The 11,990-nt window shown below is 42.9% G+C and carries 7 protein-coding genes and 1 pseudogene; all 8 read right to left on the bottom strand.

The features are described from left to right. Window positions 1-11: 11 nt before the first annotated feature. Entirely contained in the window at window positions 12-1,961 is a 1,950-nt protein-coding gene (locus tag F8N35_RS12795) for a family 43 glycosylhydrolase (RefSeq protein ID WP_293053700.1), read from the bottom strand. Window positions 1,962-1,995: 34 nt separating this feature from the next. Further along, entirely contained in the window at window positions 1,996-2,664 is a 669-nt protein-coding gene (locus F8N35_RS12790; protein WP_293053698.1) for a hypothetical protein, read from the bottom strand. Between the two features lie 101 nt (window positions 2,665-2,765). Next, a pseudogene (locus F8N35_RS12785) lies at window positions 2,766-3,578 on the bottom strand (sialate O-acetylesterase); the annotation flags it as partial. A 100-nt stretch (window positions 3,579-3,678) separates the two neighbouring features. Further along, window positions 3,679-5,739: an alpha-glucuronidase gene (locus F8N35_RS12780; protein WP_293053696.1), complete on the bottom strand. Its 2,061-nt coding sequence runs from the start codon at window positions 5,737-5,739 to the stop codon at window positions 3,679-3,681. A 216-nt stretch (window positions 5,740-5,955) separates the two neighbouring features. Continuing rightward, window positions 5,956-7,692 (bottom strand): family 43 glycosylhydrolase, encoded by a 1,737-nt coding sequence (locus F8N35_RS12775; RefSeq protein ID WP_293053694.1) that lies wholly within the window; start codon window positions 7,690-7,692, stop codon window positions 5,956-5,958. A 14-nt stretch (window positions 7,693-7,706) separates the two neighbouring features. Continuing rightward, window positions 7,707-9,626 (bottom strand): alpha/beta hydrolase-fold protein, encoded by a 1,920-nt coding sequence (locus tag F8N35_RS12770; protein ID WP_293053692.1) that lies wholly within the window; start codon window positions 9,624-9,626, stop codon window positions 7,707-7,709. A 103-nt stretch (window positions 9,627-9,729) separates the two neighbouring features. Further along, on the bottom strand, window positions 9,730-10,803 hold the full coding sequence (locus tag F8N35_RS12765) for an esterase (protein WP_293053690.1): 1,074 nt from the start codon (window positions 10,801-10,803) through the stop codon (window positions 9,730-9,732). Between the two features lie 8 nt (window positions 10,804-10,811). Next, window positions 10,812-11,966 (bottom strand): esterase, encoded by a 1,155-nt coding sequence (locus F8N35_RS12760; RefSeq protein ID WP_293053688.1) that lies wholly within the window; start codon window positions 11,964-11,966, stop codon window positions 10,812-10,814. Between the last annotated feature and the right edge of the window lie 24 nt (window positions 11,967-11,990).

The raw sequence follows: 11,990 nt of genomic DNA, 5'->3' as shown, positions 1-11,990 counted from the left end.
AATAATACTTGCTATTTGGTAAACTGTATTGACTTTACAAACAGGTCACCTTTGCTTCCTTTCGGGAATTTCACAAACACATCATGGTGTCCCGAAACAGGTTTCACCGGTACAGAAAAAGTTTTCCAGTCTGCAGCACCTGTAACATTAACCGGTATTTTTGCTATCAACGTTCCGGTTGTCAGGTCATCAAGCCAAATCTCAATCATGCCTTTTGCTTGTGAAGTTGCCTCCAGTTTAACGGTTTTTACGGATCCTTTTCCCAGCTCAACACCGGATATCATAAACCATCCTCCGTCAACCGAGGTATTAGTCACACATTTATAATTTCCCTTTACCTGTTTTTCTACACCGTAATAGTTGCTATATCCGATAGCCGGCATAGAAGAATAACCATCTTTACAAATGAAGAAGTCAAAATCGGCCGGTTTTCCTTCTGCAAACAAACCAACACTCGTTCCCACCCAAGAGTTATAATTTGGCTGAACCTTATCCAGCTCAACTGCGCTGACAGGAGCACCAAGTGAAATCCAGTTACGCCCGTCACCACTGCAATATGCGGTCAGATTGTGTTCGAAACGCGCCAGTTTCAACCACACAACGTTACCGAATCGATTGTCAATGCTACGCGTTTCAGCATTGAAGTTCAGTATAATTTTCTTCCCGTTATCAAATCCGGTATAGAGTCTGACAATCTCTTTTTGATTACCACTAGTAAGGTAGATACCTGCCTTTGACGCAACATTAATTGCATTCAAATCTACCTTGGTTACCACTGTATAGTAATGATCTGTCTCTTTTTGCACCAAATGAGTACGGGTAGAATCCGGTGTTAATCTCACCCACCCTTTTCTTGCCGAAAGTGAATAGTTTGCAGCCGCTTTCTTTGTAAGGAAGTGCCAGTTATTGCTTAACACGCCAGCCTCAAAATTATCACTTTGCGCGCTTCTCCAAAGAATTCCGGATTGTGGTAATTTAGGTTTTGCAATAGGTTGAGTCGTCGGAGCCAATCCCCAGGGACGATCTCCTTCCCAGATAACCGGATAGAGAGAGGTTTGACGACCGGTTCCCGACCAGTCATCGTTATCATATTTCTCGTAACTTTGAGCAATACACCACCAGGTACCGTCTGCCAGTTGATAGGGTGCCGACATATGGTTAGGGCGGCGGAAGCCGACATTAGGATCGGTAATAGGTTTGAAAAATTCACCCAAACGTTCCCATTTCGTGGAATCGGCGGTCAGTTCTTTTGATCTCAGTACATATTGCCCGCCGGAAACATCACCCGCGGGGAAGTAAAAATAATAACCATTGCGTTTGCACATTACAGGACCTTCAGCCCAGCTATATTGAAGCTTTCGGTTCACCCAGTCAAGGTCAATAACCTTTCCTGCTAACTGGCCATCGCGTCCAAGCGCTTGTATACGGTTTGTTTTCTGTCCATTCTTAATTACCATATATGGAGTTCCGTCATCATCGACAAAGATAGAGTTGTCGTATCCTAACGGTCCGGTTTCCGGATTGGTTTTTACCTGTACAGGATCCGACCATGGCCCTGTGGGAGAATCGGCTTTACAAAACCATTGACCACCAGCTGAAAAATAAATCCAGTAAGAGCCATAGAAATATGTAATTGCTCCCTGCCAAATACCGGCAGAAGGACGATCTGTTACCCAACCAGCTTTGGACGGCGGCAATACTCTTCCGATTACTTCCCAGTGTACCAAATCTTTGGAATGATAAATGGGCATGTAAGGGGTAAAGTGAAATGTTGATCCGCAATGATAAAAATCGTCCCCCACTTTTAAGAGTGTTGGATCCGGATGATCGCCGGGCAACACCGGATTAACATACGTGTTTACTTGTTGAAAATTTGACTTATCCGAACCGGATTGTGCTTGCAAGCAAGAGAATGAAGACAAAAGCAATAGCCCTGCAAGAGAGCAAAATAAATTGCGCATTGGAATGTGAATTATGTTTGAATTGGTTGTTTTATCAAAGTTGACTGATATAGTCCAAAAGACGTTTTAATTTGTCTGGTTTACTGAAATTGATACGATTCTCTTTTATATATTTCTTAATCGCCTCTTCGTTCTGAGGAAACAGATCTGTTAGACTTTTCACATTTTTCAGCACAACAATTTTACCCTTGGCCTCTAACAAATAGAGCGGATCAACCCAGTCAAATCGTGCAGGTTTAGGCTCGATGTAGCCTCCGGCCTTCACTTCTGGTTTGAATTCCGCTTGCCTGAACTCGTAAATGCCATTCGATCCCTTTCGCCCGATTACCTTTACGGCTTTGGGTTGATTTGAACCATCTGCGCTAAAATTTCTATAAACATAAACAGAACCGTCAAGCTTTACGCTATCAATGCCAGCCGGATTTACCAAATGAATTTTACCTTTACTTACAAATTCAAAATTACCATAATAGCAATTCAAACGGGTAAGTGATTTTATTACAGTTTTATTTGAAAGGGAAAACGAGCCTTCGGCATTTGTCTCGTTAACATACGGTGTTCCTGCTATTCCGGCTTCACTTGTAAATCCTCTATCCAGAATCACCTTATCCTGCAAATCGGAGGCCTGAAGCATTAATTCATTTTGAGCACACAAGTGTATCGCTCCTATGAAAAGCATAGAAATTAGCGCAAAGATTTTCATACTGTTATCATTTTAATTGTTACGCAGACATAACATTCAGCGTCAATCCATTATAATAATTCCGGAATAATCATTTACTTTATATCAGCAACAGGATACCCTAGCAGTGAAAGCATTTGGATAGCATATCTTTTGCCCAATGTACGGTAACCTTCGGCCAGAAAATGAAGGTGATCTTTAGCTGCCGGACATCCAGTTGAAGATATGACGTATGAATTGGGGATCACCTTTGGCAATGTACCAATAATGGCATTCATACTTGCACAAGCACCACCCTGATCTGCACTCACTAATTCGCCAGCCAACAAAGGAACTTTTTTAGGTTTCAGTTTCAGATCTTTCATCAGGTTATCATAAACGAGCTTCACTTTTTTAGTCCAAAGAGTATCGTTTGTGTTCGACTCTCCCTGATGTATTAAAATTCCTTTAATAACTCCGTCTTTTTGAGCCAGCTTTGCCATCTCAACCAAACGTCCATAAGGATTTCCGTCATAATCTTTTACCATATTGAGCATCCATTGAGGTGCTGTTGCCAAATACGACTGATAATTATCTTTGTCAAATAGTTCAATTTTGCAGCCGCCTATCGCCACATTGATAATTCCAATTTTTACTTTTTCAGGGAGATTGGCGACCAAAGTCCGTCCAAAATAATCCGCCGGGGTCAATCCGGTCTTACAACGGCACAAAGGAGGAACTGCCGGATACCATTTACCTTTAGTACGTCCCAAATTAGCACAATCAGTAGCTTCCAGCACCTGGAAACGGCTATCTACAAGTGTATCCTGAGCTTCTATGCGGGCATTACCTTCCATGTTTGATTGTCCAAAACAGAGGAAAACATAGAAATTCGGGTCTTTTGCAAAACCATTTATGCTTAATAAAAACAACCCGAAGAATAGAAAGAATTTCATTTTTTTTATGATCTTATTTTCGTTTAATAACATGTAAATCTTCATTATACCAACACTTCTACAAAACAGCATACGTTCTACGGTGTAAATTTTTGTCTCTTTACTGTTCGTAGTTTTGATGACGTGTTGTATCATTACGTATCAAATATTCCAGATTATTTACCGGACGTTCGATTTCATACGGAATCGGCATTTTACTGAATTGCTGAAAATAAAGCAAGCAACCATCTTTCCACAATTGAGCATTCCTGCTTTGACTCCTCAGTTTACTCTGGACTTGAACAAATCGTTCCTCATCAACATACGGTTGCACCGTATCCCAAATCTTTTGAAAATCACGAACCTGATGCAGGCCTTTGTTATAGCGATAACACAATTCATCCCACAAAGAACGGCCATTCTTCATCTTAAAACTCCAGGGCACATGATGAAACCACAACAAATATTCGTCAGGACAGGTCTGTTCTTTGTCGAACAAAGTATGCAAAGGTTCGTGATACTGGCTGACTGCATCGCTACCGGCATGAGTTCTGTCAAATCCCACGCCGACGGAATCTGCCTGATGATAATATGGTGGCGTCCAGTCTTTTCTCATTTTTTTTGGAGCCCACCACGGACCAGGTCCATAGTGTTCATTGGCTGACATAATGTGATGCAACCCAAGCGGCATCATATAGTTTACGGCAGCTTCCCGGCTGTCGAGCATCATCTGCTTTACCGGGGTTAAAAAGTTAGTTTGCCAATCGCTGTTTTCGACAACGGTTCGTTTGAATGTCAGCTTAAGCCATTCATCGGCAATTTGCCCGCTTGTAAGTTTGTTGTCCCACGCCAATCGGCCGAAAGCATACCAATTGGACTGAGCAAACTGATGTCCGCACCAGTTTACGTCCAACCCCACATTGGCAACGCCTGCAATGGCTGTATGTTTTTGAGGGAAAAGGCTTCCATCCGTACAACGGGCAACGGTGCTCCCCTCTCCTTCCTGATAGGTATCACTTTTCAGAAATTCCTCCCACATGGTGGAAAGAAAAACTAAATGAATGGAATGTCCCAAATATTCCTGTGTAATCTGAATCTCAGGCATCAGGGAAGTCTTTTTCATTGCGCCGAACAACGGACTGAACGGTTCGCGGGGTTGAAAATCAACCGGACCGTTTTTCACCTGAATAATTACGTTATCGCGAAACTGCCCATCCAAGGGCAAAAATTCTTCATATGCCTGTTTCGCACGATCGTTATCGGACGCACTGTAGACAAATGCCCGCCACATCACAATTCCACCATAGGGTTTAAGCGCATCCGCCATCATATTTGCTCCATCGGCATGAGTTCGCTTGTAGTCCTGAGGACCTGGCTGGCCTTCGCTGTTGGCTTTCACCAAAAAGCCTCCAAAATCAGGAATTATTGCATATATTTCCTTCACTTTGGCCTGCCACCATTTTATTACGGACGGATCTAAAGGATCGCAGGTTGCCAAGCCTCCAACCTGAGACGGAGCAGAAAATTTAGCTGACAAATAGACCTTCACACCATAAGGGCGGAACTCGTCTGCAATTGCCTTAACGCGCTTCAGATATACGTCTGTCAGTACATCTGCATTGGCATTCACATTGTTGAGCACTGCCCCATTTATGCCGACTGATGCATTCGCCCGGGCATATTCTCTCCAGAGCTTTTTGTCGGCTTCGGTAACATTCAATGAATCTTTGGTGTTTCTCCAAAAAATAGACCGTCCGGCATATCCTCTTTCAATTGTTCCGTTCTGGTTATCCCAGTGGTTCAACACTCTACGCTCATAAGACGGATTAAATACACCGGGGTTGATTGTTTCTCCCGTTTGCTGGTGGCGCAAAAGATCATAAACGCCATACAAAACACCCAAATCGGTATTTGCCTGAACTCCCTCCGGAGTCAGTTTATATCCATCTCCTTTTACCTCTTTATCTTGTTTTACGATAAGTTTTACCGAAGCTCCGGGTTGCCCCTGCCAGCCATTCAGTAACTCTTGCCTTGCAATTTCTGTTACTATCGATTTTTTACTACACACCACGCTAACGGGCGCAGAACTCTGACACCGCAGCCAAAGCGCATGGCCATTTTCGGCCTGTAAATTCACGGAAAGACAAAACAATATCAAGAGACTTGATACAATCTTTATCATCTCAATTTTCATGGTTAGAACAAAAGGGTAATTACTTCACAGGATTCCCTGCAAATTCAGCTATAGTCAAATCCGCTCAATGCCCGATTATTGGGGACATCAAACAGAAACAGGATGACATCGGTACTTTACAATACAAAGTTCGATGAAGATCATGTTTGTCATTTCTAATTATCCACATTTTTGTTCTAAATTCGGATAATTATAGGGGTGATTTTATTCCAGCTCTATCACTTTATCCCCTTTTGTAATGCCATTTTCGTTGAATGCATCGACAACAAAATAGTATTTCTGTTTACTGTTCAAATTACCGATTGTAACAGAGTTCTTTCCCAGAATTTGATAGTTGCTGTACAATTTATCTTTCTGTGTTCCGTATCTGACATTGTAGCCCACAACATCCGGTTTGGATGGCCAGCTCATTTTAACCACACAGCGATCGATCTGGCTACGCACGGCATCGACTTTATCAGGTGCTGTCGGAGCTTTCCCTCCTGCATTCCCAAACACGCGTAAACCTGCCAGGGCAAACGTACCGTCAGCCATGTGATAGATGGTCAGTCGTACATAACGAGCCTTCACCGGCATTTTCAATTCTATATAATCGTGGGGAACATCCGTCGTATTCTTCGTTTTATCCGCCAGTGGCTTCCAGTTTGTACCATCGGTAGAATATTCGAGCAGGTATTGATAATAAATACCAGGTTTACGACCCATCGTTTTGGTATTGTTTTCGGCAAAATTGATCTGTACGGCATTGACAGTACTCAGCTTTTGCAAATCCATGGCAATCCATTCTCCTTTGTTACCTGTTTTTGCACTCCAGTAAGTTCTGATCTCCTCGTCGGCAGCATACCGTGCCGGATGTCCCTGCAACTCGGATGAAGCAGCAACAGGTTTGTTGTACGAAAGCAACATCCATTTCGGAAACAACTCTTCGGGACTGCTAATTTTCTTATTGGGCACTTTATACGGAAAATCTCCAAATCCGGTATAAACGTACATCACTCCATCATTATCAAAAAACGTTGGGAACAAACCCAAACGACGTTCAAACATATGTTTTTGAGAAATCGTCATGGTGGAGATGTGCCAATAGTTGCCATACACGTCCTGAAACGTACTGCTGTGTCCGGCAGCGGCGATAAACCCTTCCGGCTTTGCAGAAACAGGATTATGCGAAGCAACTGTGAACGGCCCCAGCGGTTTGTCGGAAACATACACACCATCGCAGTAGCTCTTGAACTGTGTTCCCGGAACTGCATATTGCAAATAGTACTTTCCGTTGTGTTTGGTCATCCACGAACCTTCCACCCATGGGCTCTCGTCTTTTTCATTGTAATCGCCAAAACGTTCCCATCCATGCTCTTTTTTGTTACTATTGAACAAAGCAATTGGCTGGCCGATGGGATTCAATGTTTTGTTATCGAGTTCTACAGCATAGATCGGATTTTTATCGGAACAACCATAATAGAAGTAGAGCCGTCCGTCATCATCCACAAACAGATCCGGGTCGGTCATCCCAATAGGGAATGCCGCATTGGCAATTTGCCATTTTCCTGATTTCGGATCGGCCGTTTTATAGATAGTTAAAGGAGCATCATTCTTGGAGGCCATAAAATAAAGCGTATCCCTCATCACAACTGCAGTCGGAGCATAATCTTCAATAGGAAGATCTTTGGTAGTTATCAAATCCCAATGAATCAAATCTTTCGAATGAAAATATCCACCCGATTTGGAAGCAAACAAATAATACTCATTTTTGAAGGTAACCATAGTTGGATCTGCCGCCTCACGTCTGGATGGAGCATCCAGGCAAAACCGGTAGCTAAGGTTCATCGGGTTGCAAATAGTTGTCTGAGATGGTTTGCTCACCGGCTTATTTTGTCCGAATGCCGCAAAGGTGCCCAGAAAACAGGCAAGGATAACAGATGTTTTTCTAAATGGTAGCATAGATTAGGAAAGGTTTATTTGAACAACACTTGAGCAAAATTGTAGATATTGTTTCTCCAAACAGGCCAGGTATGTCCACCGGGATATTCGCTGTAAACATATTTTATTTTCATTGCATCCAGTTTGCCACGCATAATCTGACAGTTTTGCCATGCAATATCCTCTTTTCCTCCCTGCGAAAGCCAAAGCTTTTTCAGGTTTGCATTCACTTTATCAACGTTGTTTTGCAAATATTCATACTGTCTGTTTGCCACGTCGTTGAACATACTTTGAATCCAACCGGAACTAAAAACTCCCAGATAAGCAAACATGTCGGTATTAAACAAACCCATGTAAAGCGTTTGAAGGCCGCCCATCGACAAACCGGCAAGGGCACGTGATTGAGCATCGGTTTTCACTCTGTAGTTTTTCTCAACAAAAGGAATAACGCTTTGTTTCATCTCTTTTTCAAAAAGCTTCAATCCTTCTTCTCCAAAATTACCTGCCGGAAGATTTCCATCGGGCATTACCACAATCATCGGGACGGCGTTCTTTTCGGCTATCAGATTGTCGAGAATAAGATCGGTTTTCCCCTGAGTAGCCCAACCGCGTTGATCTTCGCCACCGCCGTGCATGATGTAAAGTACCGGATATTTTTCACTGGTATTCTGATCGTATCCCGGAGGTGTATACATGTAGAAATTACGCCATGAATTGGTAACTTCCGAATAATAGCGTTTGATACGGATATCACCGTGAGGTATGTTTCGTGTTTCGTAATAGCTGTCTCCACGGAAAGGCACCTCAATTCCGCTGGCCTCACGGCCCATGCCGTAGAATGTTTCGCTGGAAGGATCGCAAACTCCAACTCCATCAACATTAATGGTATAGTAATGAAATCCTTCGCTCAACGAATCGGTTGTAGCTTCCCACACACCGTCGGCACCCTTCACCATGTCGTATTTTTTGCCCAGATCGAGCTGCACTTTTTGTGCTTCGGGCGCTTTGATGCGAACAATAGCACGTCCATCAGGTAAAATCTGAGGATATTGAGCTGAACGGATATTGCTCTCTGCCGGACGACCGACATTACTTATCTTATCGAAAGTAGATTTATCAACCGGTTTAAACAGCAGTTGTGAGAACATGTACAAGCTATTCTTCCATACTTTGAAATCGTGATAACCATGATCGACATAATAGATGTGAGGAACATTGTTGGCTACCAAATAATCATGTGTACGTTTGCTGTTGGTTATCAAACCGTCTTTATCTCCGCATGAAATCCATAACAACTGGAGCTTTTGTTTTGCCAATTCGGGATTCGGCAAAATATCTTTTGGCATTTTGGTGTTGGGAGCCGATGAGAAGCCGCCTACCCAGGCAAATTTGTCCATGTTGCCGAGGCCAAAGTTCAATGACTGACCGCCACCCATTGACAACCCGGCAATAGCACGATGTTGGCTATCTTTAACAACAGGATAGTTTTTTTCTACGTAAGGAATGAGGTCTTTCAGCAAATCCTGCTCAAAAGTAGCAAAAGCCTGAACTTTCACTCCATCATAAATATTTCCAATTGCCCTGTCGTCTTTCATAGCGCGTCCGTTGGGAAGAACTACAATCATCGGTTCTACCTTTTTGGCAGCATATAAATTATCCAGAATCACCTGTGGCTGTCCTTCGCGGAACCATTCTTTTTCGTCGCCACCAATACCGTGCAACAAATAAAGAACCGGATATTTTTTATCCTTAGAATATCCCGGAGGAGTATAAATCAGAGCCTTTCGAACAGTTCCTACGGTTTTTGATTTGTAACTAATAGTATCGATTTTTCCGTGAGGGATATTTGTCTGAACAACATCAAATCCTAACGGAGCCGGCGATACGGCATTTTGAGCAAATGCCGAACAACTAAACATCAGTGATACAACAAAAAAAGAGATAAGCTTTTTCATGAAACCAAATAAAATATATTATACTATAGAATTGTTTAGATTAAAAAAAACAGAAATGGTTTAATTTCAGATAACACATTATCGAGATCCGAATGCATAAGTGTTATTTAAACAACTGCGGCAATGTCGTCGCCAGATACTGTTTACAATTCATCCACGTATGTCCACCATCAACGATATAAGAAACTGGTTTTAATCCCTTTTCTTTGAACATCGCGATGTTCTTTTTGACACTTTCGAACAGAAAATCTTCTGTGCCCACACTGAGGGTAAAAAGCTTCAGTTGCTTGTTCATCTTTTCCGCATCGGGTGCGTAATTGGAAAAATTCTTTCTGAACTCTTCTGTTTCCGGGTAAGGTGCATATGCGCATACGTAAGCAAACTTATCGGTATTCGTCAGACCGATATTCAATGTTTGTCCTCCGCCAACCGAAAAACCGGCAATGGCTCTGTTTTGGCTATCGGTCAGCACCGGATAGTTAGCTTCCACAAAAGGAATGACATCGTTCATCACATCCGGCGTAAAATCGGGCATCGGTTTGGGACGTACATTGCCATACGGCATCACAATAATCATCGGTTTGGCTTTGCCCTGAGCAATCAGATTATCGGCAATCAGGTTGGCTTTTCCCACTTTTGTCCAGGTCTCTTCGGTATCCGAACCGCCATGAATGAGGTAGAGAACCGGATATTTTGTTTTTCCATTTACATTGAATCCCGGCGGTGTATAAATCACCAGCGGGCGGGTTGTGCCCAATGTTTTGGAATTGTAGTACCGGTAACTGATTTTACCATGAGGAACATTCTGAAGCGAATGAATCAACGGGGTATCGCCCGGAATATCGACCAAACTATACTTAAAGCGCTCGTTGGCAAATATGGCCGTATTATTCGGATCGGTAACCTGCGTATCGTCAACCCAGAAACAATAGGGATAAATATCGGGTTTCACCGGATCGACCGTAACACTCCAAATGCCGGAAGCATCCTTTTGCATCGGGAGTTTATCCTTGAGAAACTGAGCCTCCAACAAAACCTGTTTGGCATTTTTTGCGGAAAAACGAAAAGTAACGCTATGATTGGGATGCACTTCGGGTGAAACGACAACAGGATTTCGCTGCGCTTGCGCCGAAAATGCGAGAAACAGGATGGCAACTAATAATTGTATCTTATTCATCGTAGTGCTTATTTAAAAAGTAATGGAGCTGTTACAGCCAGATAATTCTTTACGTTCATCCATGTATGACCACCAGTGGTAATAAGATTTTTGAAATTAACCTTCTTCAATTTGAGGTAGTCCATATACTCCACCGTTTGTTTGTACAAAAAGTCCTCATTCCCCACGCTTACCCAAAGCAACTTATACATTTTATTCGTCCGTTCAGGATTATCAACCAAATATTTATAACTCGATTCGATTTCCTGAGGAGTCAGGTAGGAGCTGTAGGCACACACGTACGAGAATTTATCCATGTTACCAAATGCAGCCCGAAGCGTTTGACCTCCGCCACGAGAAAAGCCTCCGATAGCACGATTTTGGCTATTGGCAACTACACGGTAATTTTTTTCAACATACGGGATGATGTTCTTCATCAAATCATCTTCAAACTGTTTGGAGCGAACAACAGCCTCAGCACTCTCGCGTCCCATCGGATCACCGGGTTTCAAACCGCCTTTTTGGTCGGCTATCTGAGCGGCTACATTTCCGTTGGGCATTACCAATATCATGGGATTTGCTTTACCCTGAGCAATAAGATTATCCAAAATCAAATTCGCACGACCCACTTTGAAGAATGTCTCTTCGGTATCGGTTGTACCACTGATAAGATAAAAAACAGGATATTTCTTTGTTGTATTCTTTTCGTAACCCGGCGGAGTATACACAACCAACGAACCTGTCGTTCCTTCTGCCGAAGGATAATATTCGTAGGTTACGGTTCCGTGAGGCACATTTTGCATGGCATGGATCAAGGGCGTATCGCCGGGCACATCCAGCAAGCTTCCTTTGAAACGTTCGTTCGGGAAATAGTATTCATTTGCCGGATCCATAACCGAGATACCATCCACAATGAAATTGTATGGGTAGATATCCGGTTTCACAGGACCGATGGTTACGCTCCACATGCCGGAAGCATTTTTAGTCAAGCTCACAGGTGCTTTCTCGCATTGAGCACTCAGTTTAACGTCAGTAGCCGTAGGCGAGTAATATTGAAAAGTGACCGTTTTATCGGCATTGATCCTGTACGGGAAAGCCATCGGACCGCGTGGCGGCTGACATTTCACACCTACCGAAATAGCCAATGCCAAAAACAGAAAGATAAGTTTTGCAAATTGTTTCATACGTATTAGTTTAGTGAACTCGTC

Source organism: Paludibacter sp. (genome assembly GCF_009712605.1).
In the GTDB taxonomy this organism is placed as follows: Bacteria; Bacteroidota; Bacteroidia; order Bacteroidales; family Paludibacteraceae; genus Microbacter.
This window is presented reverse-complemented; position numbering and strand designations above follow the sequence as displayed.

What these genes read in the sequence shown, in the direction of transcription:
- F8N35_RS12775 (WP_293053694.1), bottom strand. Translation starts at nt 7,692, where the DNA reads ATGCTACCATTTAGAAAAACATCTGTTATCCTTGCCTGTTTTCTGGGC.
- F8N35_RS12760 (WP_293053688.1), bottom strand. Translation starts at nt 11,966, where the DNA reads ATGAAACAATTTGCAAAACTTATCTTTCTGTTTTTGGCATTGGCTATT.
- F8N35_RS12795 (WP_293053700.1), bottom strand. Translation starts at nt 1,961, where the DNA reads ATGCGCAATTTATTTTGCTCTCTTGCAGGGCTATTGCTTTTGTCTTCA.
- F8N35_RS12770 (WP_293053692.1), bottom strand. Translation starts at nt 9,626, where the DNA reads ATGAAAAAGCTTATCTCTTTTTTTGTTGTATCACTGATGTTTAGTTGT.
- F8N35_RS12790 (WP_293053698.1), bottom strand. Translation starts at nt 2,664, where the DNA reads ATGAAAATCTTTGCGCTAATTTCTATGCTTTTCATAGGAGCGATACAC.
- F8N35_RS12780 (WP_293053696.1), bottom strand. Translation starts at nt 5,739, where the DNA reads ATGATAAAGATTGTATCAAGTCTCTTGATATTGTTTTGTCTTTCCGTG.
- F8N35_RS12765 (WP_293053690.1), bottom strand. Translation starts at nt 10,803, where the DNA reads ATGAATAAGATACAATTATTAGTTGCCATCCTGTTTCTCGCATTTTCG.